This window comes from Bacteroides sp. 224 (assembly GCF_010500995.1).
In the GTDB taxonomy this organism is placed as follows: Bacteria; Bacteroidota; Bacteroidia; order Bacteroidales; family Bacteroidaceae; genus Bacteroides.
Genome location: NZ_QVMK01000014.1, coordinates 41,292 through 65,555 on the forward strand (window position 1 = coordinate 41,292; position 24,264 = coordinate 65,555).

At 40.5% G+C, this 24,264-nt stretch carries 18 protein-coding genes; 6 read left to right on the forward strand and 12 right to left on the reverse strand.

The genetic code is table 11. The annotated features are described in order from the left end of the window. Positions 1–106: 106 nt before the first annotated feature. Positions 107–1,126, forward strand: a complete 1,020-nt coding sequence (locus D0T60_RS08755; protein WP_163217801.1) for an electron transfer flavoprotein subunit alpha/FixB family protein — start codon at positions 107–109, stop codon at positions 1,124–1,126. Between the two features lies 1 nt (position 1,127). Continuing rightward, a complete protein-coding gene (locus D0T60_RS08760) occupies positions 1,128–2,834 on the forward strand; it encodes an acyl-CoA dehydrogenase family protein (protein ID WP_163217802.1) in 1,707 nt (568 codons plus the stop codon). Between the two features lie 130 nt (positions 2,835–2,964). On the opposite strand, the gene D0T60_RS08765 is transcribed toward D0T60_RS08760, so the two are convergent. Then, positions 2,965–3,798 carry an AraC family transcriptional regulator gene (locus tag D0T60_RS08765; RefSeq protein WP_163217803.1) on the reverse strand — a complete coding sequence of 278 codons (834 nt, stop codon included), beginning with the start codon at positions 3,796–3,798 and terminating at the stop codon, positions 2,965–2,967. Between the two features lie 170 nt (positions 3,799–3,968). Here D0T60_RS08765 and D0T60_RS08770 point away from each other — a divergent pair, with 170 nt between their 5' ends. From D0T60_RS08770 to D0T60_RS08780, 3 genes are read left to right on the forward strand one after another with little or no spacing between them, the layout of a single operon-like run. After that, a complete protein-coding gene (locus D0T60_RS08770; RefSeq protein WP_163217804.1) occupies positions 3,969–5,108 on the forward strand; it encodes an efflux RND transporter periplasmic adaptor subunit in 1,140 nt (379 codons plus the stop codon). A gap of 4 nt (positions 5,109–5,112) precedes the next feature. After that, a complete protein-coding gene (locus D0T60_RS08775; RefSeq protein WP_163217805.1) occupies positions 5,113–8,328 on the forward strand; it encodes an efflux RND transporter permease subunit in 3,216 nt (1,071 codons plus the stop codon). Then, positions 8,328–9,698 (forward strand): TolC family protein, encoded by a 1,371-nt coding sequence (locus D0T60_RS08780; RefSeq protein WP_163217806.1) that lies wholly within the window; start codon positions 8,328–8,330, stop codon positions 9,696–9,698. Before D0T60_RS08775 ends, D0T60_RS08780 begins: the two co-directional genes overlap by 1 nt. 104 nt (positions 9,699–9,802) lie before the next feature. Here the strand turns inward: D0T60_RS08780 and D0T60_RS08785 are convergent, their stop codons facing one another. After that, positions 9,803–10,174, reverse strand: coding sequence for a hypothetical protein (locus D0T60_RS08785; RefSeq protein ID WP_163217807.1), 372 nt, complete (start codon positions 10,172–10,174; stop codon positions 9,803–9,805). Between the two features lie 2 nt (positions 10,175–10,176). Continuing rightward, entirely contained in the window at positions 10,177–10,668 is a 492-nt protein-coding gene (locus D0T60_RS08790; protein WP_239059528.1) for an RNA polymerase sigma factor, read from the reverse strand. A gap of 402 nt (positions 10,669–11,070) precedes the next feature. Between D0T60_RS08790 and D0T60_RS08795 the strand changes: the two genes are divergently transcribed. Further along, positions 11,071–11,478, forward strand: a complete 408-nt coding sequence (locus D0T60_RS08795) for a DUF6249 domain-containing protein (RefSeq protein ID WP_163217808.1) — start codon at positions 11,071–11,073, stop codon at positions 11,476–11,478. 79 nt (positions 11,479–11,557) lie between these two features. On the opposite strand, the gene D0T60_RS08800 is transcribed toward D0T60_RS08795, so the two are convergent. The 9 genes from D0T60_RS08800 to D0T60_RS08840 all read right to left on the reverse strand — a co-directional run bounded on the left by D0T60_RS08800 (position 11,558) and on the right by D0T60_RS08840 (position 24,075). After that, a complete protein-coding gene (locus D0T60_RS08800) occupies positions 11,558–12,460 on the reverse strand; it encodes a sugar phosphate isomerase/epimerase (protein ID WP_163217809.1) in 903 nt (300 codons plus the stop codon). Between the two features lie 105 nt (positions 12,461–12,565). Continuing rightward, positions 12,566–13,447, reverse strand: a complete 882-nt coding sequence (locus tag D0T60_RS08805) for a DUF1080 domain-containing protein (protein WP_163217810.1) — start codon at positions 13,445–13,447, stop codon at positions 12,566–12,568. A gap of 32 nt (positions 13,448–13,479) precedes the next feature. Beyond that, positions 13,480–14,949, reverse strand: coding sequence for a Gfo/Idh/MocA family protein (locus tag D0T60_RS08810; RefSeq protein ID WP_163217811.1), 1,470 nt, complete (start codon positions 14,947–14,949; stop codon positions 13,480–13,482). A 38-nt stretch (positions 14,950–14,987) separates the two neighbouring features. Then, positions 14,988–16,061 (reverse strand): Gfo/Idh/MocA family protein, encoded by a 1,074-nt coding sequence (locus tag D0T60_RS08815; RefSeq protein WP_163217812.1) that lies wholly within the window; start codon positions 16,059–16,061, stop codon positions 14,988–14,990. A gap of 198 nt (positions 16,062–16,259) precedes the next feature. Further along, positions 16,260–17,810: a DUF6377 domain-containing protein gene (locus tag D0T60_RS08820; protein WP_239059527.1), complete on the reverse strand. Its 1,551-nt coding sequence runs from the start codon at positions 17,808–17,810 to the stop codon at positions 16,260–16,262. A 319-nt stretch (positions 17,811–18,129) separates the two neighbouring features. Beyond that, positions 18,130–18,348, reverse strand: a complete 219-nt coding sequence (locus tag D0T60_RS08825) for a winged helix-turn-helix domain-containing protein (protein WP_163217814.1) — start codon at positions 18,346–18,348, stop codon at positions 18,130–18,132. 215 nt (positions 18,349–18,563) lie between these two features. After that, positions 18,564–20,201 (reverse strand): chaperonin GroEL, encoded by a 1,638-nt coding sequence (gene groL, locus D0T60_RS08830; protein WP_163217815.1) that lies wholly within the window; start codon positions 20,199–20,201, stop codon positions 18,564–18,566. Between the two features lie 190 nt (positions 20,202–20,391). Then, a complete protein-coding gene (locus D0T60_RS08835; RefSeq protein WP_163217816.1) occupies positions 20,392–20,664 on the reverse strand; it encodes a co-chaperone GroES in 273 nt (90 codons plus the stop codon). Between the two features lie 117 nt (positions 20,665–20,781). After that, on the reverse strand, positions 20,782–24,075 hold the full coding sequence (locus tag D0T60_RS08840; RefSeq protein WP_163217817.1) for a CHAT domain-containing protein: 3,294 nt from the start codon (positions 24,073–24,075) through the stop codon (positions 20,782–20,784). Positions 24,076–24,264: the final 189 nt, after the last annotated feature.

Below are 24,264 nucleotides of genomic sequence, written 5' to 3' on the forward strand. Positions count from 1 at the left end.
TGAGAGTTACCATGCGGTTTTACAATTTAATCATATTTACTTGTAACTCGTAACCTGTAACTCGTAACTTAAAAACTATAAACTCAAAACTTATAAACTTAAAATCATGAACAACTTATTTGTATATTGCGAAATAGAAGATGGTATCGTGGCCGATGTGAGTCTCGAGCTTCTTACCAAAGGTCGTTCGTTAGCTACTCAGTTAAACTGTCAGCTTGAAGCGATCGTTGCAGGTACCAACCTGAAAGATATTGAAAAACAAGTTCTTCCTTATGGAGTAGATAAACTTCATGTTTTTGATGGCGAAGGACTTTACCCTTATACTTCACTTCCACATACTTCTATCTTAGTGAAGCTGTTCCAGGAAGAGAAACCTCAAATCTGTTTGATGGGAGCCACCGTTATCGGTCGCGACTTAGGTCCTCGTGTATCTTCTGCACTGCACAGTGGTTTAACTGCCGACTGTACTTCGCTTGAAATCGGAGATCACGAAGATAAGAAAGCAGGAGTTACTTATAAAGATTTGTTATATCAGATTCGTCCTGCCTTTGGTGGTAACATCGTGGCAACAATCATCAATCCGGAACAACGCCCACAAATGGCTACTGTGCGCGAAGGAGTGATGAAGAAAGAAATCCTTTCTCCTACTTACAAAGGAGAAGTGGTTAAACATGATGTGAAGGATTATGTTTCTGAATCTGACTTTATCGTAAAAGTAATCGAACGTCATATAGAAAAAGCCAAGCATAACTTAAAAGGCTCTCCTATCGTAATAGCCGGAGGTTATGGAGTAGGTTCGAAAGAAAACTTTGATTTACTATTTGATCTTGCCAAAGTATTGAACGCCGAAGTAGGCGCCAGCCGTGCTGCCGTAGATGCCGGATATGCCGACCACGATCGTCAAATTGGTCAAACTGGTGTTACCGTACGTCCTAAGTTGTACATTGCTTGCGGTATCTCCGGACAAATTCAACATATTGCAGGTATGCAGGAAAGTTCTATGATTATTTCAATCAATAACGATCCGGATGCACCCATCAATACGATTGCAGACTATGTGATTACAGGAAGCATCGAAGAAGTGGTTCCTAAAATGATTAAGTATTATAAAGCAAATAGTAAATAAGATGGCAAACTTTTATCAAGATACTCCTGAACTTAAGCATCACCTTAATCATCCATTGATGAAGAGAATTGTCGAACTCAAAGAGCGCGACTATGCTGACAAGAATAATTTCGATTACGCTCCCAGAGATTTTGAGGATGCAATGGACAGCTACGATAAAGTACTGGAAATTGTAGGCGAAATCTGTGGCGATATTGTAGCCCCCAATGCAGAAGGCGTTGACCACGAAGGACCAAGCGTTGCAAACGGTCGCGTAACTTATGCAAGTGGCACACAAGCAAACTTAGATGCTACCACCAAAGCCGGATTGATGGGTATGGCAATGCCTCGTCGTTTTGGCGGTCTTAACTTCCCAAATGTTCCTTATATGATGGCTGCCGATATGGTAAGTCGCAGCGACGCTGGTTTTGAAAACCTTTGGGGACTTCAGGACTGCGCCGAAACCATCTACGAGTTCGCCAACGAAGATCAAAAGATGCGCTACATCACCCGTGTTTGTAGTGGAGAAACCATGTCGATGGACTTAACAGAGCCCGATGCAGGTTCCGACCTTCAAGCTGTGATGCTGAAAGCAACATACAGCGAAAAAGACGAATGTTGGTACCTGAATGGTGTAAAACGTTTCATCACCAATGGCGACGCTGATATTCACTTAGTACTTGCCCGTTCGGAAGAAGGTACTCGTGACGGTCGTGGTCTTTCTATGTTTATCTATGACAAACGTAACGGTGGCGTAACTGTTCGTCGTATTGAGAACAAAATGGGTATTAAAGGCTCTCCTACTTGCGAGTTGGTTTACAAAAATGCGAAAGCAGAACTTTGTGGCGATCGTAAGTTGGGTCTTATTAAATACGTAATGGCTTTGATGAACGGTGCCCGTTTGGGTATTGCTGCTCAATCAGTAGGTTTATCTCAAGCTGCTTATAATGAAGCGTTGGCTTATGCGAAAGATCGTAAACAGTTTGGTAAAGCAATTATCGAGTTCCCTGCTGTTTCTGAAATGCTTTCTTTAATCAAAGCTAAATTAGATGCTTCTCGTTCTTTGTTGTATGAAACCACTCGTTTTGTAGACGTTTACAAAGCATTGGACGACATTTCTAAAGAACGCAAGCTGACTCCCGAAGAACGTCAGGAACAAAAGACATTCGCTAAATTGGCCGATAGCTTCACTCCGCTTGCCAAAGGTATGGGTAGTGAATATGCTAACCAGAATGCATACGATTGCATCCAGATTCACGGTGGTTCAGGTTTCATGAAAGATTATGCTTGCGAACGTATCTATCGCGATGCTCGTATCACTTCTATTTATGAAGGAACTACTCAACTTCAGGTAGTAGCAGCAATCCGTTATGTAACTACTGGTGCTTATTTGAATCGTATGCGCGAGTACGAAGCTATGGAAGTAGCTCCCGAATTGGAAGGATTGAAAAACAAGCTAAAAGACATGGCCAGCAAATATGCTGCTGCCGTAGCTCAAATCACTGAAGAGAAAGATCAGGAATTATTGGATTTCTGTGCTCGCCGCTTAGTAGAGATGGCTGCCGATATCATTATGGGACACCTATTGGTGCAGGATGCCAGCCAAAGCAGCGAACTATTCAACTCTTCTGCACAAGTGTACGTTCGCTATGCCGAAGCAGAGGTTGAAAAGCATATCAACTTTATCCGCAAGTTCGATAAGGATGATTTGGCTTATTATAGAAAGTAAGAGAGATTATCCTTACCAATATAAAGATAAAAGTAAAAGAGAGTTGCTTGATTGGGCAACTCTCTTTTTATACTTTTATCTGAAATGTATTGTTAATCAGCTCTTCAACTTAGATCAACAAACACGCTGCTTACATCTTCTCCCGAAACTCTTTAGGCGACATTCCTGTATGCTTCTTAAAATATCGTCCAAAGAAAGACTGATCCGGGAATCGGCAACGCTCTGCTATTTCCTTTAAAGACAAATTTGTGGTTTGCAGAAGTACTTTAATTTCCAATACCAGAAATTCATCTATAAGTTTCTTCGTTGAATGTTTAGTTACAGATCTGGTTACTTCGGAAAGGTAACGCGAAGAAATACATAATTTTTCGGCATAAAAAGAAACATCTCGCTGTTCCACACAATGTGTATGAACGAGTCTGATAAACTTCTTAAACAACTGGCTCTTTCTGTCTGCTCCTTCCAGTTGTGCTTTGGTAAATAGGCGTTGTGCTTTATCAAACGCATTTAAAAAGAATATTTGCAGCAGATGCTGAGCGATACGATCTCTGAATACATTTTCTTTCTCGTCATATATTGCCAAGCCAGTTTCCAACACCCAAAGAGTAACCTTTATTGAATCCGGATGAACAGAGGTAAAACAAGCAGTCTCTTTTAAAAAATGAATAAAAGAAGGCTCCAGGCGAAAGAATATCTTCTTTACCATCTCTTTCGAAAAAGAGAAATAAAGCACCAGAAAATCCTCACTGGCCGACGAGACAGAGAAGATACTTCCCGGAAATAACACCATGCAGGTATGCGGTATAACCTGATATTGCTTCAGATTGATCATTACCTCTGCTTCTCCACTAACACAATAAATCAGTGAGCCATTAGTTATTTTATCTAACCTGCCAGGAGAATAAAGCAACTTATCTTTACCTGCCTTGAAGACTTCTTCCTCAGCTATTAATAATGGATTCATACCTATATTTCATGAAAATCTAAACAAATACAAAGTTATAATATCTATCCTTAAAATCGTAGGAATACTCCGAAAATGAACAATGGAACTTACAAAACGAACGAGCATTCTGTTCAAAAACGGTATAACTTTGCAACCTCAAATAAAAATAGGTATTAAAAGATTCTTTTATGGTAACTAAAAAAAGCATGATCAAACAGATGATGATGTTCATCTGTGGTGTGATACTCGTCTCCTGTGGGCAAGCGCCCGTCAACACACAAAAAAAGCCAGAGTATGCAGTGATAAAAATATCAACTGCCAACAAAGAACTGCAAACGTCTTACTCTGCAAGCATTCGCGGAAAGCAAGACATTCATATTTATCCGCAGGTATCCGGTTTCTTAACGAAACTTAATGTGAAAGAAGGACAAAATGTTCGCAAAGGACAAATTTTGTTTGTAATTGACCAAGTGCCTTATCAGGCAGCTTTACAGACAGCCAAAGCAAATGTAGAAGCTGCACGTGCCACTGTCGCCACCTCTGAACTGACTTACAACAGCAAGAAACAGCTATTCGAGGAGAAAGTAATATCGGAATTCGATTTGCAAACATCCTACAACAGCTTGCTTACTGCAAAAGCACAATTGGCACAAGCAGATGCACAGCTTGTAAATGCAGCCAACAATCTATCGTACACTGAGGTTAAAAGCCCTTCGGATGGCGTAGTTGGCAAACTTCCATATCGGGTGGGATCATTGGTGAGTGCTAACCTGCCTCAACCGCTAACAACTGTATCCGACAACTCCAGCATGTACATATACTTCTCCATGACCGAGAACCAACTACTGGAGCTTACCCGTAAATATGGCTCCAAAGCAAAGTTTTTAGAAGAAATGCCTCCGATTACCTTGCAATTGAATGATAAATCAATCTACGACCCTAAAGGTAAAATAGAAACCATTAGTGGCGTTATTGATGCTTCTACCGGAACAGTCAGCCTACGAGCTCTTTTCCCCAATGAAGACGAGTTATTGCAAAGCGGCGGATCGGGCAACGTTATCATCCCTGTTCAAAAACAGAACAGCATTGTTATTCCGCAGAAAACCACGTATGAATTACAAGACAAAGTATTTGTTTACAAAGTAGTAGATGGAGTAGCAACTTCTACCCCTATACAGGTAACCCGTGTAAATGGTGGAAAAGAATACATCGTGAACAGCGGATTAAACATTGGTGATGTTATCGTGGCCGAAGGAGTAGGTTTATTACGCGATGGTACAGCCATTGAGCCTAAATCCACTACTAACAATCAAACAAAGGAGGGATAAATTCATGAATTTAAGAATGTTTATTGAACGCCCGGTATTTTCGGCGGTTATCTCCATTGTGATTGTCATTCTGGGGCTTATCGGGCTATTTACACTACCCGTCGAACAATATCCGGATATTGCGCCACCTACCGTAATGGTGAATGCTACCTATTATGGTGCCAGTGCAGAAACGCTTCAAAAGAGTGTAATTGCTCCGTTGGAAGAAGCCATCAATGGAGTAGAAGATATGACTTACATGACTTCATCGGCTTCGAATGCAGGCTCTGCATCGATCACCATATATTTTAAACAAGGAACAAATGCTGATATGGCTGCCGTCAATGTACAGAATCGTGTATCTCGGGCAACAGGACAGCTACCTACCGAAGTAACACAGGTGGGGGTAAGTACCTTTAAGCGTCAAACCAGTATTTTGCAGATGTTCTCACTGCACAGCCCGGACAATACTTACGATGAAAACTTCCTGGCAAACTACATTACAATCAACCTGAAACCTCAGATTCTTCGTATCACCGGTGTAGGAGAAATGATGATCATGGGAGGTGATTATAGTATGCGTGTTTGGATGCGACCTGATGTTATGGCGCAGTATAAACTGATTCCTTCTGACATAGCCGCTGTTTTGGCCGAACAAAACATTGAAGCAGCCACCGGCTCTTTTGGTGAAAATTCATCAGAAACTTATCAATATACCATGAAGTACAAAGGCCGCCTGATTACCCCGGAAGAGTTTGGCGAAATCGTTATCCGCTCTACCGAAGACGGCGAAGTACTGAAACTGGCAGACATTGCTGATATTGAATTAGGAAAAAGTAGCTATGCCTATAAAGGAGGATTGAATGGTCATAACGGAATATCTTGTATGATCTTCCAGACCGCAGGTTCAAACGCTACGGAAGTAAATAATAACATAGATGCTTTGCTGGATGAAATCAGAAAAGATCTCCCCAAAGGAATAGAGCTTACTCAGGTGATGAGTTCGAACGACTTTTTATATGCATCTATCCATGAAGTAGTAAAAACGCTGCTCGAAGCCATCTTGCTAGTTATTCTGGTGGTATATATATTCTTACAGGATATTCGTTCCACGCTTATCCCACTGGTGGGGGTAATTGTGTCTTTGATTGGTACATTCGCATTTATGTCTATCGCCGGATTCAGTATCAACCTAATTACGCTTTTTGCTTTAATTCTGGTGATTGGTACGGTGGTGGACGACGCCATTATTGTCGTCGAGGCGGTTCAGGCACGATTCGATGTCGGATATAAGTCCTCTTATATGGCAAGTATTGATGCGATGAAAGGTATCAGTGGTGCAGTTATCACTTCTTCATTGGTGTTTATGGCGGTGTTTATTCCGGTATCCTTTATGAGTGGTACATCCGGAACTTTCTATACACAGTTTGGTTTAACAATGGCGGTTGCCGTAGGTATATCTGCTGTTAATGCATTAACGCTGAGTCCTGCACTTTGCGCCTTGTTATTGAAACCCTACATTAATGAAGACGGTACACAAAAGAATAACTTCGCTGCCCGTTTCCGTAAAGCATTTAATGCTGCTTTCTCCGTAATAGCAGAAAGATATAAGAATGCTGTATTGTTCTTCATCAAACACCGTTGGTTAGGATGGGCTACATTGGCTTGTTCGGTAGTATTATTGGTATTTCTGATGAAAACCACCAAAACCAGTCTTGTGCCCGACGAAGACCAAGGGGTAATATTCGTAAATATCAGTACTGCACCGGGTAGTTCTTTGGCGACAACCGATGAGATTGTACTTCGCGTTCAGGAACGTTTGGAAGCTATTCCCGAAATATTGCATATCCAAAAAGTATCTGGTTATGGTTTGTTATCCGGTCAGGGTAATGCTTTCGGTATGATTGTTGCCAAATTAAAGCCTTGGGATGAGCGTACCAAGAAAGAGCAAAATGTGCAAGCTGTTATCAGTCAAATTAATCAACGTACTTCTGACATCAAAGACGCTACCATCTTCGCCATTGCTCCGGGTATGATACCGGGTTATGGTATGGGTAATGCTCTGGATATAAACATGCAGGATAAGATGGGAGGCGATGTGAATACCTTCTTCCAAAACACTCAACAATACCTGGGTGCTTTGAACCAACGTCCGGAAATTGCCATGGCTTACTCTACTTTCGACGTACGTTATCCGCAATGGGAAGTTGAGGTAGATGCAGCCCGATGCAAACGTGCCGGTATTACACCCAATGCTGTATTGAGCACGCTTTCCGGTTATTATGGCGGACAGTATGTTTCTGACTTCAACCGTTTCTCCAGAGTATATAGGGTAATGATTCAAGCCGATCCTCAATATCGTATGGATGAAACTTCACTGGATAACACCTTTGTACGTATGGCGAATGGAGAAATGGCTCCTTTAAGTCAGTTCGTATCATTGACACGTGTGTACGGTGCCGAAACATTGAGTCGTTTCAATATGTATAACTCGATTGCCGTGAATGCAATACCTGCGGAAGGATATAGCACAGGGGATGCCATTCGTGCGGTACAGGAAACAGCTGCAACATCTTTACCATTAGGCTATGGATATGACTTCGGTGGTATCACCCGTGAAGAAAATCAGCAGAGTAATACTACGGCGATCATCTTTGGTATCTGTATCCTGATGATTTACCTGATTCTGAGTGCGCTTTACGAAAGCTTCCTCATACCATTCGCAATCATCCTTGCTGTTCCAGCCGGGTTAATGGGTAGCTTCTTGTTTGCAAAAATCATGGGACTGGAAAATAACATCTACCTACAAACCGGATTAATCATGTTAATCGGTCTATTATCTAAAACTGCGATTTTGATTACAGAGTATGCTGTTGAGCGCAGAAAAGCAGGAATGGGACTTATTGCCTCGGCTGTTAGTGCAGCTAAAGCACGTTTACGCCCTATCCTTATGACTGTATTGACCATGATTTTCGGTATGCTTCCACTGGTAATCGCTACCGGTGTAGGTGCTAATGGTAACCGTTCGTTGGGTACCGGTGTAGTGGGTGGTATGATTATTGGTACTCTTGCCCTACTCTTCATTGTTCCTTCTCTGTATATCACTTTCCAGTGGTTACAAGAGCGTTTCCGTCCTGCACAACCCAATATTATTCCAGATTGGCAGATTCAGGAAGAGAAGAAAAGAAGCGAAGAAGAGATTGAAAAACGTCGTATAAAAAAACAAGCGTCAGATAAATAATGAAAAAGCAAATCATACTATTAGCCGTCGCCGGCATAGCTTTTAGCAGCTGCGACGTCTATAACAAATATAAACGTCCTGAAGACATGACCGTCGAAGGACTATACAGGCAAGATATGGAAGTGGAAGATACCACTTCCATCGCCACCCTGCCGTGGCGTGAGCTATTTACTGATCCGAAATTGCAGTCGCTCATTGAGCAAGCGTTGGAAGGAAATACCGACCTGCAATCTGCTCAATGGCGTATTGAAGAAGCAAAAGCTACCCTGAATGCGGCACGTCTGGCTTACCTTCCTTCTTTTATGTTGACTCCACAGGGAGGCGTTAGCAGCTTTGATAAGTCGAAAGGCACCTGGACATACACAGGGGTTGTTTCTGCTTCGTGGGAGATTGACATTTTTGGGAAGTTGACCAATGCCAATCGTCGTTCCAAAGCACTTTATCTTCAAAGCATGGAGTATGAACAGGCCGTGGTTACTTCATTGATAGCCAATGTATCTAACCTTTATTACAGTCTGTTAATGCTGGATGCTCAACATGAGATCTCTGCCGAAACCGCCGACAAGTGGCGCGAAACGGTGCGTACCATGCGTGCTATGAAAAATGCAGGTATGACTACCGAAGCCGGCGTAGCTCAGGCAGAAGCCAACAGCTTTGCCGTTGAATCTTCTTTGCTTGATATTAAGCGACAAATCAGGGAAGCAGAAAACGCACTCTCTATCATATTGGGTAATGTCCCCGGTGCTATTGAACGTGGTACGCTGAAAGGACAGTCTTTCCCTGAAGAGTTAACTATTGGTGTTCCTTTGCAGTTGCTCTCACGCCGACCGGATGTTAGGACAGCCGAACTTTCATTAACCTCGGCATTCTATAACACCAATGCCGCCCGCGCTTCTTTTTACCCATCTATTACATTAGGTGGAACAGCCGGGTGGACGAACAGTGCCGGAAGTGCCATTATCAATCCGGGTAAACTCTTACTTTCAGCAGTGGGTTCATTAACGCAACCGCTGTTTAATAAGGGGCAGAATGTAGCTCAGCTAAAAATAGCCAAAGCACAACAGGAAGAGGCTAAATTAGCTTTCCAACAGGCTTTATTAAATGCTGGAAGTGAAGTAAATAATGCCTTGACACAAGTACAAACCGCCCGCGGAAAGACCACCTTACGTAGCGGACAGATTACTTCACTGGAAAAAGCGGTAAACAGTACTCAATTATTGATGCAACACAGTACTTCTACCAGTTATCTGGAAGTACTTACAGCACAACAATCGTTGCTTTCGGCACAACTGCAACAGATAGCTGATCAGTTTGATGAAATACAAGGAATTATTAATCTCTATCAGGCTTTAGGAGGCGGTAGGGATTAAGAAGGTACACTTCTTTTCACCTAAGTAGACGAAGGATCTGTTTTTATTATCGTATTTCGGTAATTTAGCAGATCCTTCATTAGTAAATATACATCTCCCAATAATCACTTCCCTTTAGTCACATGTCGCTTTCTTACCCAATAATCGATGCCTAACAACAGCAAGACCAGCATACCTATATATCCGTAAAAGCCGGCCAATTCCAAATTAGCTTTCCCTAAATCAAGAGAAGGAAGGTATTCTTTCAGATTAAAATCTAAATAGGTAGAAATAGTATATACGGCCATACTTACAAGGGCGGCACAAGCCGCAATCAAAGAGAGCAGTACGACAAAAGCTCTCCGCTTACGCCGTTTCTCTGCTTCCATACGGATTTGTGCCAACATCCGATAGTTGAAGTTGGAAGGTAATCCCGCCCCGACATTTCGTCCCAATGCTTCTTTCAGCGGGTTATTCATCTTTTTGGGGGTATCCATCGTCATACTTTATTCATTAACACATATATTTTCTTACGGGTGCGATGCAGTTTCACTTTTACATTCGCTTCGGTAAGATCCAGCACTACACCAATCTCTTCTATCTTTTTTTCTTCGTAATAAAAAAGAGTAATCAGTGTTTTCTCCTCGGTATTCAATAAATCAATGGCTTGCATCAGTCGAACGATCCGTTCTTCATTATCTGTCGGACATAGCAGATCTGCCACTTCATCATCGGGCACATTGTTTATTGTATTTTCCTCTATATAAAGGTATTCTTTTTTTCTTTTCCGTGTAAAGGATATAGCCATATTATAAGCTATTTTATAAATCCAGGTAGAAAAAGAAGCATCGCCTTTATATTTATCCAAACTCCTGAATGCTTTCAGAAAGATATCCTGTACCAATTCTTCCGCATCTTCGGAAGAAGGTACAATTTGTATAATTAACGAGTAGACAGGACGACTATACCGATCCAGAAAAAGAGAAAACAGCTAGGTTTCTCCATCAAGGATCTGTTTAATATGTTGTTTCTCGTCTATGTTATTCATACTACAGGTTAGACGCAGGTGTGGCGGAAAGGTTACACAGTAACATCTATTAATATCTTATTATTTAGCCTGGATTATTCATACTCAGCTTCATGAAGAAGTTTAGGGCAAGTTTAGGCTGAATCTCTCCAGTTTGAGTATTTATTCTCAAGCCCTTAAGTATTTATTCTCGAGCCGTTGAGTATTTGTTCTTAAGCCGTTGAGAAAATATTCTCAAGCTGCTGAGAAATACGAGAATTGAGCATGAAATAATCTTAGAACTTTGTATTTATCTTGTAACCTTTTCAAAGTCTTTGCGTCAAACAGTACAAAGAACGAAATTAATCACTTAAAAAAAGAATAATTATGATGGACTTTATTATGATTCCTGCTATTATTGGAATAATCACTTTGGGTATTTACAAATTGTTTGAACTGTTTGCACGAAGAAAAGAGCGACTTGCACTCATTGAAAAATTAACGGAGGTAAAATCGTTCCCGAATGAGATTAGATTTCCTAAGTATTTTAGTTCGGGATTCTCTTTTGGAGCACTCAAAGCGGGATCTCTATTAATTGGTATAGGGTTGGGGTTATTGGTAGGTTATTTAATCTGTTGCCTTACAATACCTGACTATATCCAGAATGCCGGAAACTGGAAAATAGAAAGATTCAGTGGAATCATTTATGGAGCCTGCATTTTTGTTCTTGGAGGCATCGGTCTTATTACCGCTTTTGTTATTGAGCTTAAATTAGGAAGATCAAAGAAGGAGTAAACCGTAATTTCCTCCCCTTCCCCACTCCAGAGGAATAAAGGGGAGGATTTCACTTTGTTTAGAAGATAATAATATAAGATTATTTACTATACGAATTCTTCACAAACGGAGCCTTCAATAAATAATCCAAACTTACTTTTATACTTTCTTCAATCTCCATACTGTATTTTTCCACTTCTACGATTAAGTCTTTCACTCCCGCAGTTTTAGCTTTATTAAATATAGCATCAAATCCTACCATTCCACTTTGTCCGATTTCTCTGTGATCCTTCACATGAAGCACTTTAAAGCGACCAGGGTATTTATTGAAATAATCAACAGGGCTGCACTTTCCCATCACTACCCAATATACATCCATCTGAAAGAAAACATATTCAGGATTGGTATTCTCAATCATATAATCCATCATCACTTTGTTTTCTATCTTCTGGTATTCAAAGGCATGATTATGATAGCCGTATTCCATACCGTTTGCTTTACATCTTTTACCTATCTCATTGTAATAATCGCAATAGGTTTTAAGGTCTTTCAGAGTTTTGGGTGTTTCCATCGAAGGGGTAACAATATACTTCATGCCCGCAGCTTTATGAGCAGCAATACATTGATCCCACCATTTCAGAGATTCCGTGAAATTACCCGAGGAAAGTTCCTGTGCGCTTAGTCCCTTCCCACAATGAGAGGAGAGCACTTTTAAGCCTGCACCTTCTATATCTTTCTTGAATTCTTCGGGAGTTCGGTTGTAGAACTTTCCGTTGTTATAGTTGGCGGCTTCTATACCAGTGTAACCCATTTGAGAAAGTTTCTTCAGGATGGCGGTATAGTTGGGGCTTGCTTCTCCGTTTTTATTAATGTCTTTAAGTAAGTCGCGAACGGAATAAAGTTGAATGGCTATGTCTTTTTTGGCCTTTTTCTGTGCTGCTACGTTCTGGATAGGTAAAACAGCAATCAACAATAAGAAAACAAGAATATTTTTAGTCTTCATAATTCTCTGTATTTTAAATGATAAGGAGTTAAAATAGTTATTCTTTAGCATGAAATGAGCAAACATTTCCAATAACTACTTTAACTCCTCTATTCGGTTAGGATATTAATCTAATATCTTCACTCGTATGTTGCGGAACCAAATGTCATCTCCATGATCTTGTAAGCCGATGAATCCTTCGCGATTTTCACCTCCGGCATTATTCAACAGTTCAAATGCCAAGGGCCATCTTTCTTTACTAAACTTACTTGCTTGCAACATGTCAGTCCATTGTTGAGTCCACAAATGATATTCAAGTACATTTTCTCCATTCTGGCCGTGTACAACAGTACCTTTATATACCATAATCTTCGCTTTATTCCACTCTCCAAATGGTTTTGCATTTTGTGGAATGGCAGGGATCATGTCATACAATGATGCTGCTTTTCTGTTATTATCTTTACCTAATTTAGCATCAGGATGGTTCTCATTATCAAGCAATTGATATTCCGGTGCTGAGATATAAATAGGTTCTACCTTTTGATCACCGTCTTTATTGGTAGAAGTCACCTCTTGGGCCAAATAGAAAATACCAGAGTTTCCGCCTTTGGATACTTTCCATTCAAGCTCCAACTCAAAGTTTTTAAATTTATGGGCAAAAATGATATCGCCTCCATCACCGTCTTGAGCTTCGCCACCACCGGAACCATTAAATTTGATGCATCCGTCTTCAATAGTCCATTTACCGGGTACACGATCTTTTGCATATCCACGCCATCCGTTAAATGTTTTTCCATCGAAGATAGTGATGTATCCGTCTTTATCCATTGGTAATTTTAGGCTCTCACTTTCGGCACCTTTTAAAGAAGTTGAATAAGTCAGCGCTACTTCTTTTGCGGGTTCATTGGATTGAGCGTTTTCTGCATTTGCTTTTTTTGAAGAGCCACCACAAGCCATCATTGTTACACTTAGTAGACCAAGGGTCAATGTATTGAATATTTTTTTCATTTGAGTAATCTGTTATTTTAGTAATTATTATCTTATCTCGGCATATCGGGCAGTTTCCAGCCATCGCGATAAGTATGTTTAATTAATTCCTGTGCATATTCTTGCGCATTGATAGGATCAGTCCAATCTTTATTAAATGAAGGATGTCCATCTTTGATTGTAAAGCCATCTCTGATAACCGTCTTAATAGTGGCAGTTGGACTGATATTGGTAAATTGCATATTCGGACCATCCCAGAACAACTCTTGATTAAGTCCCTGCAATCTTACAGCCAGTACACCCATTACTACCATTTCATTGAAAGGTCCTGCTTCGCTGAAAGGTGAAGTAGTTTCTACACGGTTAGAAGCACTTTCTTTAGCAGCTCTTACAAAATCCATTTCATGAGAAGTATTTACTTCGCGAAGTACTTTAGGTGCATTAGGTGTTCTTCCGGATAACAACCATGGATTAGCACCATAGCAACCACAGATTAGTGTATCTTTGGTTCCGTGGAAGATCACGCCTCCACCATTGTCATTCATATCTTTGTTAGCAGGGAAACCTTTGGGACGCATTGGTCTTAATCCACCGTCGTACCATACTACTTCTACCTCGGGCATAGCTACTCTGGCCATATTGTCGCGGGCAGGGAATATAAACTTCACCATTTGTGCATTGGGCGCACAATCTGTTAATAATAAGGTAGAACTTCCCTGAACTTTTGTTGGATATCCCAGTTTGAGTCCTTTGAATACCGGATGTAAGATATGACAAGCCATATCGCCTAATGCTCCCGTTCCAAAATCCCACCAGCCACGCCAGTTCCATGGAGTATATACAGGATTATAATCGCGATGTTTAGCCGGGCCTAAGAACAAATCCCAATTTAAAGTACCGGGCACTTTTTCTCTACCTTCGGGACGGTTAAGACCTTGCGGCCATATCGGACGATCCGTAAAAGCTTCAACTTTCGTTACTTCACCAATCTCACCATTCCAAATCCATTCGCAGATTTTACGTACACCGGCACCCGAAGCTCCCTGATTACCCATTTGGGTAGCCACTTTATGTTCTGCAGCAAGTTTGGTTAATAGGCGCGATTCATAAACAGTATGTGTTAATGGTTTTTCCAAATAAACATGTTTACCCATTGTCAAGGCTTGAGCAGCGACAATCGCATGTGTATGGTCGGCCGTAGCAATCATCACAGCATCAGCGTCTTTGCCGATTTCATCGAACATTTTGCGAAAATCATAGTACTTTTTAGCATTGGGATATTCTTTAAATACCTTGCTGCTGTACTTCCAATCTACATCGCAAAGCCCGATAATATTCTGGCTCGACATACCTCTAAGTACGCCTGCACCTCGACCTCCTACTCCTACTCCGATGATGTTCAGTTTATCACTGGGAGGAACATGCCCGAAACTCTTTCCTAAAACAGTATTCGGCACTACCGCCAATCCGGCTAATGCTGCCGCGCCCGTTTTAAGAAACTTTCTTCTTGAAAATTCTGCCATAACTTTGTTTATTTAAGATTTATAGATTAATGAATGCTTTATTGTGGTTGCAATAAACCATATCCGTTTTTCATGTTTCTTCTTCGTTCAATAATTTTTTCGAGTGTTTTAATTTCTCCGATAGCCGGTAACTCATTGGCTGTGGAGTTTTCGAGAAATCTCCATGCATATTCGGAAGCAATGGCGGAATCTCGTAAGGTAGGTAATTTGTTGCTCCGAACGCCCGACTCTATGGAATCGGCAAATAGATTGCATAACACATCAATGTTCTTTCCGCCAAAGGGTCTTTCCTGACGAATGGTTTGATTCACCCCGTGCAATTCTACTACGGCGGTCTTAAAATCATGCGTCATCCGGGCAATTCCTTTTGTTCCGATGATATCAATGTATGAGTTATGAGTTTGATTTTTTGATAAATGCCCATACACATGTCCTTGCGTAATATCAAACACCACTCCATTCTCAAACGTTCCATGACATTGCAAGAACCAGGGATCTTTATAATTCCACATGCGTACACCCTGTGCATGCCATGTTTTGAACTCACTGCCTGTGTACCATCTGGCTATATCCACATAGTGCATGCCGCAATCATGGAAAGAAGGTCCCTCGTACTCATGACCTTCTCCCGGAGCCAATCCAGGGGTAAGATGACAAACCCGAATGATAGCTAATTCGCCTATTTCGCCACTTGCAATAAAATCTTTGATTAAGTTGTGATACCAGGAATTTCTAAGATAGAGGTTTACAGTAGAAAACAGATTCGTACGTTCCGAGATGTATACGGCTTCCCACTCATTAATAATGGTATCGGAAATTGGTTTTTCGGAAATGATATGTTTGTTACACTTTACAGCTCTTTCAATCTGCTGTTTTCGGGAATCGGCCAGCGCGAAAAGGCCTACTACCTGAACTGTTTCATCATTGAAAATTTCGTCTTCGTTATCTATGATTTTCGAAGTTGGAGAAAGCTTTCGGGCCAGCTCACGGATTCCGGGACTTTTGTCGCAAATATATGCCACATCCCATCTTCCACTTTTTTGCATTTCCTCCAAATAAAATCGACCCATTCTACCAAGTCCTATGAGTCCGACCTTTGTTAAGGTATTCATGTTATTTGTGATAAAGGTTATATATTCTAATTGTATTGTATAATACAGTTTTTCCTGTTATCACAAAGCTAAATAGAATTAATACCCAAGTCGAAACTTAGAGGCTATTTTGTAGATCGACATTTAATTCAAACAATTAAATATCAAGCACTTAACAATCTTTCAATGTACTAAAAATGTAGATGGATCGGAATGTATTTATTCCTTATTTTTATGATTCAAACCTATTTGCATCACCATATCTTCAAATTCATCGCGAGAGATGGCTGCTTTATTTCTTAGTTTCGTCCGATAATTATAAATGGTACTTAATGAACAGCGAAGAAAGTCTGAGATCTTGATGCTATTTGTTATCCCAAGACGTAAAAGTGCATAGATTCTCAACTCTTTGTTTAGCATACTCTCCGACTTGAGGATGATCTGCTCCTCTTTAGTCAGCAGAGAATTAAAGTCAGATACGAAAGTGGGGTAAAGTGTGAGGAATATGCGGTCGAAATGCTCATACAGTTCATCAAGTTCGTTATCTATGACGGTGGTTGATTTCAAGCTCTTCATCAACTTCTCATACTGCTTATTAGCTCCCAGCTTATACAAAGACTTTCGATATTCCTCCATTTTATCGATATAGGTAGAACATAAATCAAAGAACTCAGCGATATATTGTTCTTTAACCTGATTGGACTCATAAAGTTTGTTGTTTGTATCATATAACAATTCGTTCTTCTTATTCAATTCATTGTTTAGCTCTACAAGTTTTCCATTCATTCCGGATAATGTTTCTTTAATAGCAGATACTTTTTTCATTTGCCTATATATATAGAAGACCAATGAAATAAGGAATAAAGTAAGCAAACTTATCAACACTAAATATAGAAGGAGTTGCTTTTTAGATGAAGCTTCCTGCTTCTGATACGAAGCATTAATGATGGGATAAAACTTAGTGAGCTGAGCTGTACGAAACTGCACATTACAAAAAATGGCATCTTCAATGGCCGACTGTGTAAACTTAAAGGCTTTAGTAATATCGCCAGCATCATGAGCTATAAACGCAAGACGCTGGAAGGAAGCATTTTCTTTAATGGCATTTTTGATATCTGCCATGGCAGAAAGAGAATAGTATTTCCGCTCCAGCAAAGTATTCTTTTTTACTCCATATACCACAGCCAGAAGATGAGAGACAATTGCATAAGAGGGAGTATCCGGATCTTCCTTCTCAAGTAAGCTCAGCAATATTTGTTCGGCCCCCTCTATTTCACCTTTAGCAATTAATGCATTTGCATAATTAACTTTATAGGAATGAGAGTCCGGATCTAATACCATTAATAAAGAATCGCGATACATGGCATTTTGTTTCTCATACTTAGGCTGATAGCTTGTAGCCCCATAATGCTCGTAAAACTGACAATAGGAACTATAATAAAGCGGTAATATACTGGCAGGAATTAAGTCTCTTCGAATATTTTTCAAGATTCTTTCCGATTCAAGGTACATACCGGACGAGGAATATAAAGTAGCTAATTGAAGGCTCGTTATATATTTTTTCTCAGAATCGGCCAAGGTATCTACAATCTGAGTATTTCTTTGCACATAATAAATGGCTGAATCAAGTTTAAACTTTCTATATTCATTATATAGATGGTTATTGACTTCATACTCATGCTCCGGAGATATATTCTCAAAATTCAATAAACTCTTTAGCTCCTTTATACGCTGCTCTTTCTTTATTATATATTCTTGCTTATTGTCCATAAGCTGTTCTAAAGAAGCTGATATAGATTTTATATCATCACTTCCATATAAGGATGTATATAATAGGCATAAAACCGGTAAAACAAAACATTTTCTAAGAATTGTGTTTTCACTATATTCCATAGTCCGGAGTATTTTAAGGATTGTATTAGTTGTATATCTGTGATAAATCACAAAATTAAGCTCTTGTTTATGAATACAAAATAAATTCGAGGTATTTCGTCGTTTTTTTGCGAAAATGTTCTTTGTTTATAAAAAAACTCCCATAAAAAAGCAATAACCTTTTCTATGGGAGCTTCTATGAATAGGTCTTCAGTTATCAGCCTATATATACATTTACACATAAGTAAATATACAGTTCATCTCCTTCCTGAGTAAATTCAATTAGATTTTCGCGTGCTAACCATCCTAATGCCGAACCCAGTTCTTTATCTCTCAAACCGGATTTGTTTTTCAAATCTTTGTAACTCCACTTAGAGTTATCTACCAATAAACGCCATACTTGCGTAGCATAGGCTCCAATTTCACTTTTATTCATAATTAAATATTTATAGGTTAAAATAATAGCTTACAACGCCAAGTTCATAAAGGTATAAAAAAATATTCAATGAGGCATTACAGGGAAAAAGGAAAAAAAGACAAAAACGACATTCGGAACATACTCAGCGTAAAAGAGCATAAAGAGAAAGGGCATTCCCCTGATAATCAGGATGAATACCCTTAAATATACGATATGTTATTGGATGCGTTTTATTACATCATTCCACCCATACCCCCCATTCCGGGAGCTCCCATAGGCATTTCGGGTTTATCTTCTTTCTTTTCTACAATTACACATTCTGTAGTAAGGAACATACCTGCAATGGAAGCTGCATTTTCCAAAGCCACACGAGTTACTTTAGCAGGATCAACTACGCCGGCAGCATGCATATTTTGGTATTCGTCCAAACGGGCATTGTAACCGAAATCATCTTTACCTTCGCGTACTTTCTGAACAACTACTGCACCTTCTTTACCTGCATTAGCCACAATCTGACGAAGAGGTTCTTCGATGGCACGTTTGATGATTTCGATACCTGTTGTTTCATCAGCATTGTCGCCTTTCATTCCTTCCAAAGCACTGATAGCGCGGATGTAGGCTACACCACCACCGGGTACAATACCTTCTTCGATAGCTGCACGAGTAGCGCAAAGAGCATCGTCAACACGATCTTTCTTTTCTTTCATTTCTACTTCGCTCACAGCACCTACGAAAAGCACAGCTACACCACCGGATAACTTAGCCAAACGCTCTTGCAGTTTTTCTTTGTCATAGTCCGAAGTAGTAGTTTTAATCTGCGACTTAATTTGGTTAACACGCATTTCGATGTTAGCCTTAGCACCTGCACCGTTTACGATGATTGTATTGTCTTTAGTTACAGTCACTTTATCGCAAGTACCCAACATTTCAAGTGTAGCCTGCTCTAATGAAAGACCCTTTTCTTCGCTGATAACCAAACCACCGGTCAGCACGGCGATGTCTTCCAACATTTCTTTTCTTCTGTCGCCAAAGCCCGGAGCTTTCACTGCACAGATTTTAAGCTGAGAGCGCAAACGGTTTACTACCAATGTAGTAAGTGCTTCGCTGTCTACATCTTCGGCAATGATTAATAAAGGACGACCTGTTTGAACTGCCGGTTCCAGAATAGGAAGCATATCTTTCAGGTTAGAGATCTTTTTGTCGTAGATAAGAATGTATGGTTTTTCCATTTCGCATTCCATCTTCTCTGTATTGGTAACGAAGTAAGCCGAAAGATAACCACGGTCGAACTGCATACCTTCTACCAATTCGATAGTAGTATCGGTACCTTTAGCTTCTTCGATAGTGATTACACCGTCTTTAGATACTTTACGCATGGCATCAGCCAAAAGAACACCGATAGCGGGGTCATTGTTAGCAGAAACGGTAGCCACTTGCTCTATTTTGTCATAGTTATCACCTACTTCTACTGATTGTGCTTTAAGAGATTCAACCACTTTGGCAACCGCTTTGTCGATACCACGTTTCAAATCCATTGGGTTGGCACCGGCAGTAACGTTTTTAAGTCCTTCGGCTACGATTGATTGAGCCAATACAGTAGCAGTAGTAGTACCGTCGCCGGCATCGTCGCCTGTTTTTGAAGCTACTTCTTTAACCAACTGTGCTCCTGCATTCTGGTAAGGGTCGCTCAACTCTATTTCTTTAGCCACACTAACACCGTCTTTAGTGATTTGAGGTGCACCGAATTTCTTTTCGATAATTACATTACGACCTTTAGGTCCTAAAGTTACTTTCACGGCGTTAGCCAATTCGTCTACTCCCTTTTTAAGTTGGTCGCGAGCATCAATACCAAATACTATTTCTTTTGACATATTGTTTTAGTTTTTAAGTTTTAAGTTTTTAAGTTTATAGGTTATAAGTTTGGAGTTTTTGAGTTTGGAGTTTAAAGTTTTTAGGTTTGGAGTTTATAGATTACAAGAAAGCAATTACACATTTCCGCATGGAAAACTATAAACTATAAACTTTAAACTATAAACTCAAAAACTATAAACTCAAAACGCCTTACCCCAAAATAGCGAGTACATCGCTTTGACGCATGATCAGATATTTACCGCCTTCTACTTCAAGTTCGGTTCCGGCATATTTTCCGTAAAGTACGGTGTCGCCTGCCTTTAATACCATTTCTTCGTCTTTGGTTCCTTGACCAACTGCCACTACTTCACCTTTCAAGGGTTTTTCTTTTGCGGTATCGGGTATAATGATACCACCAATTGTTTTCTCTTCTGCAGGTGCAGGAAGTATAAGTACTCTGTCTGCTAACGGTTTAACGTTCATAATTCTACTTTTTTATTTGTGATTTATATTAAAATTAATTGTTACAACTATACTCTTACCAAAAATGTGCCAAATAAAGAAACAGACATTCTGTCAGTTTGTTCTTGCCCTTTCAGGCTATTCTATCATCAGAAACCCATTCCACTTCTCCGGACTATCGGGGTATTCCTTCTTTAAAGCCACCAATGTTTTCCTGAAAGCAACTAACGGACTCGCTTTCTTATCCCAAATGGAGTAGAATGTTTTCATAAACTCAGAAGTTTCTTGGTCGAATACCTCACGCAGGCTGACAATCATATTCTTCGCTCCGGCCAGTCGCAAAGCGCGTTGCAATCCGTACACGCCTTCGTTGCCTTGCACATCTCCCAACCCGGTGACACAGGCCGACAGCACTACCAAATCGACCATTGAAAGATCTAAAGTCGATACTTCATAAGCAGTCAGCACGCCATCGTCTACCACTTTGGTTTGCAACCCTTTGTTCCAAATGTAATTGCAGCCGGTAAATAATAGTCCGGATCTGAACAGAGGATCTTCTGCCGTTTCATAAACACTCTGAGCGATTCCCGGTATTGATTCCTGCGCTTCCTCTTGGGCACTATAATAGCCATGAGTGGCCAAATGCAATAAAGAAGGTTTTTGCTGTTTCACAAGGTTTATCCAATTCGTTTTGGTAGCCTCTTCGTCGGTTAGTACAGACACCTCCCACTGATTATGGCTTAAACAGCTATCAATGTAGCTTACTTCTTCTTTCGTGCCGGGCAGATAATCGAAACCTACCGAACGTTTGCTGCGAAGCATCCGGCCTGCATCTCCTTTTACTGTATTACTTGGGGGTATCTTTGTCAGCCTTTGCTTCACTTTTTCAGGCGAAAGGTCGTAATCTGCCCCTCCCACCAGCACGGCCTTTTTAGGGCTAAAGTTTGTATAAGAGTATTTCTTTAGTGCTATCACATCTTTGGTACTCAACAAATTGCGTATAAACATTTGCTCAAATGCATAGTTCCCACTTATATCTTTTAATGTATTGAATGATACCGAATGCAGCAAGCCAACAGGCGAGATAAAACTACATAATACACCGGACAAATGCTTTTTGACAGGATGCCATATCAAGCCACTCACCGCTTCATTATCTTGATTTTGCAATGCTTGCCTTAACTCTTCTTCTTCGCAAAGCCGAACCACCTGCGGGTGTTCGCTATCCTTTTTAAGAATCAAGGCATAATACGCATAAGATACTTCGCCATCATCTGCCACTTCTATGCTCCGCACAAATTCAATAGCAGCTTCTTGGGGAGTTAGGGCTTCCTTCACTTCTTTTGCCGACTTGAGCAATTCCACCCCCAATGCTTTATAGACGCTGCATTTATTCAGCAATTCTTTTTCCAATTCCCGTTCTTTGGCTTTTAATGCCTGATGCTTTGTTACGTTTAATTCGTTGACGGGTGACATTTGTGCAATCAACTGTTTCTTTACCACTGCCAACTCGTCCCAAAGAGCTTTCAGTGCTTCGTCGTTGCTGTTTTGGATAAACTGCCGCACGCGGCTGTTCGATTGCAGTAATAGGCTTTTTGTCAGAAGTTCATTATCATAAACAAGAGTCGAAAAAGCTGTATCTCCCAGTAAGGCTACAAGAATGCGTATCTCTTCGCTGATTCCCAAATACTTTGTCCAGAAAAAAGTACGTTCATCTTCTGTCATAAAGGCAAACTTCTCCGATATATTTAACTGAATCCAAATAATTGCGCTTCCATATAGCGATAAAGAACTCTGCAAATCTCCCGACAGCAGATAGGTGAGTGCCATTTCTTTTATTACATTAAGAAAACTCTCGGTTTCGGAAAAGCCCAATGCTTTATAGCCATCTATACACTGTCCATATATATCTATTGCTTTTTGATACTCCTTTTGGTTAGACAACACTTTAGCATACGATGCCAACAATGCATAATATCTATAAGATTGATTTCCATAGTGCTTTTCCACCCATGGTAGTAGTTTTTGTACTTCTTGTTCCAACTGCCGGTTGTCTTTGCTCTCATTAGAGATGTCATAATTCAACTTGTCGAGCAATAGAAGTATATACGAAGCATGTTCTTGCTGATTAAATCGTGCTGCATATTGTTGCGCCAATTTAAAGTAGTGTTCTGCTTCATTTTCTCGATCTTCTCGTGTATTAATTAAATGCATCATCCTTAATGCGGAAAGGTATCCGCTTAAAAAAGAGTTCGAGTAATTGGGTTCCATCTCAATGGCCTGCCCTAAGATCTCCTTGCTTTGCACATAATTCCCCATCGAAACATAGAACCCTCCTAAATTGACTAAAGCCTGAAACACAGAAGGATGATTATCGCCATATACCTCTTTACGTATCTTCAACGACTCCAAAAACAGGGGCTCTGCTTTGGCTAAATCTCCTTGCGATTGATAAGAAACAGCCAGTCCGCCCAAGGCATTCAGGTAATAATGATTCTTTTTGCCTGTATTGCTTTCGATAATTGCCAGTGCTTCTGTTAATAATTCCACTGTTCTCTGATGGTTGAATACATTCAGGTAAAAAGCTGCCAGATTGGAAAGCATGGATGCATAAGCCAAGTTATTGCCACCCGTGCTTTCTTTCAATATAGGCAAGGAAGCCTCTAATAGTTCGGCTCCTTCTTTAAATTGACCCATTTCGCCCAATGTAGTACTTATATAGATATTGGTGCGCACGGTTTCAACATGCTTTTCGCCAAAAAGTTTAGTACCTAATTCGCGTGCCGACACATAATAACCGTAAGCCTCCTCTATCTTTCTACTATAAAGGGCTACATTCCCCAATGATAATAACGCTGTGAGATATTCGGAAGATTCCTTTCCCTTTTGTGCCGCATAGATAGTTGCAGCTTCATCTGCCAGTTGCCGCGCCTCGTCAAACTTAGAAGCCAGTAGTTTGGCTTGGCATACCACTAAAATGGCTGCGGCATATTCCGAACTGTTTTCTCCATTGGTTTCTTTTTGATAGGCCACTATTTGGGCTAATGGTTGAAGCGTTTCGGCCCATGCATTTTGCTCTACTTTCAGTTGCATTAAATAGAGCAGGGCATCCATATATTCGGGGCTTCTCTCGCCGAATTTCTTTTTAGAGATCTGCAATGCCTGCCTACACAAAGAATCTCCCTGAGCGTATGAACCTATGCGTTGCTGAATGTTTAATAGTATCTTCAGATTATCAAGATACTCGCGTTCTTTACCCACTATCGTTGCCTGCTGCCTGACAATTTCTTTGTAGCACCGCTCTGCCACCCGGTAATTTCCTGTTTTATAGGCTTGTTCTCCCCAGTTCAACAAACTGGCAAGCTCTTGTTGAGCAGATGCGTTGCCAAACAAAAAAAGTATAAATATAGCTATTAACCAACACTTTTTCATTTCGTTTTTATCTTTAAGTGAGTGTTCATAATTGATTTAATAGTATGAGAAAGTCCCCCTCCGCCCTTTGGGCACCTCCCCCTTGCAGGGGAGGATCGGCGAGGCGCCGAAGCCAAGTCCTCGATGCCGCAGGAATTCCTCCCCTGCAAGGGGGAGGTGCCCAAAGGGCGGAGGGGGCAATGATATAAA

What these genes read in the sequence shown, in the direction of transcription:
- D0T60_RS08755 (WP_163217801.1), top strand. Translation starts at nt 107, where the DNA reads ATGAACAACTTATTTGTATATTGCGAAATAGAAGATGGTATCGTGGCC.
- D0T60_RS08760 (WP_163217802.1), top strand. Translation starts at nt 1,128, where the DNA reads ATGGCAAACTTTTATCAAGATACTCCTGAACTTAAGCATCACCTTAAT.
- D0T60_RS08765 (WP_163217803.1), bottom strand. Translation starts at nt 3,798, where the DNA reads ATGAATCCATTATTAATAGCTGAGGAAGAAGTCTTCAAGGCAGGTAAA.
- D0T60_RS08770 (WP_163217804.1), top strand. Translation starts at nt 3,969, where the DNA reads ATGGTAACTAAAAAAAGCATGATCAAACAGATGATGATGTTCATCTGT.
- D0T60_RS08775 (WP_163217805.1), top strand. Translation starts at nt 5,113, where the DNA reads ATGAATTTAAGAATGTTTATTGAACGCCCGGTATTTTCGGCGGTTATC.
- D0T60_RS08780 (WP_163217806.1), top strand. Translation starts at nt 8,328, where the DNA reads ATGAAAAAGCAAATCATACTATTAGCCGTCGCCGGCATAGCTTTTAGC.
- D0T60_RS08785 (WP_163217807.1), bottom strand. Translation starts at nt 10,174, where the DNA reads ATGGATACCCCCAAAAAGATGAATAACCCGCTGAAAGAAGCATTGGGA.
- D0T60_RS08795 (WP_163217808.1), top strand. Translation starts at nt 11,071, where the DNA reads ATGATGGACTTTATTATGATTCCTGCTATTATTGGAATAATCACTTTG.
- D0T60_RS08800 (WP_163217809.1), bottom strand. Translation starts at nt 12,460, where the DNA reads ATGAAGACTAAAAATATTCTTGTTTTCTTATTGTTGATTGCTGTTTTA.
- D0T60_RS08805 (WP_163217810.1), bottom strand. Translation starts at nt 13,447, where the DNA reads ATGAAAAAAATATTCAATACATTGACCCTTGGTCTACTAAGTGTAACA.
- D0T60_RS08810 (WP_163217811.1), bottom strand. Translation starts at nt 14,949, where the DNA reads ATGGCAGAATTTTCAAGAAGAAAGTTTCTTAAAACGGGCGCGGCAGCA.
- D0T60_RS08815 (WP_163217812.1), bottom strand. Translation starts at nt 16,061, where the DNA reads ATGAATACCTTAACAAAGGTCGGACTCATAGGACTTGGTAGAATGGGT.
- D0T60_RS08820 (WP_239059527.1), bottom strand. Translation starts at nt 17,810, where the DNA reads ATGGACAATAAGCAAGAATATATAATAAAGAAAGAGCAGCGTATAAAG.
- D0T60_RS08825 (WP_163217814.1), bottom strand. Translation starts at nt 18,348, where the DNA reads ATGAATAAAAGTGAAATTGGAGCCTATGCTACGCAAGTATGGCGTTTA.
- groL (WP_163217815.1), bottom strand. Translation starts at nt 20,201, where the DNA reads ATGTCAAAAGAAATAGTATTTGGTATTGATGCTCGCGACCAACTTAAA.
- D0T60_RS08835 (WP_163217816.1), bottom strand. Translation starts at nt 20,664, where the DNA reads ATGAACGTTAAACCGTTAGCAGACAGAGTACTTATACTTCCTGCACCT.
- D0T60_RS08840 (WP_163217817.1), bottom strand. Translation starts at nt 24,075, where the DNA reads ATGAAAAAGTGTTGGTTAATAGCTATATTTATACTTTTTTTGTTTGGC.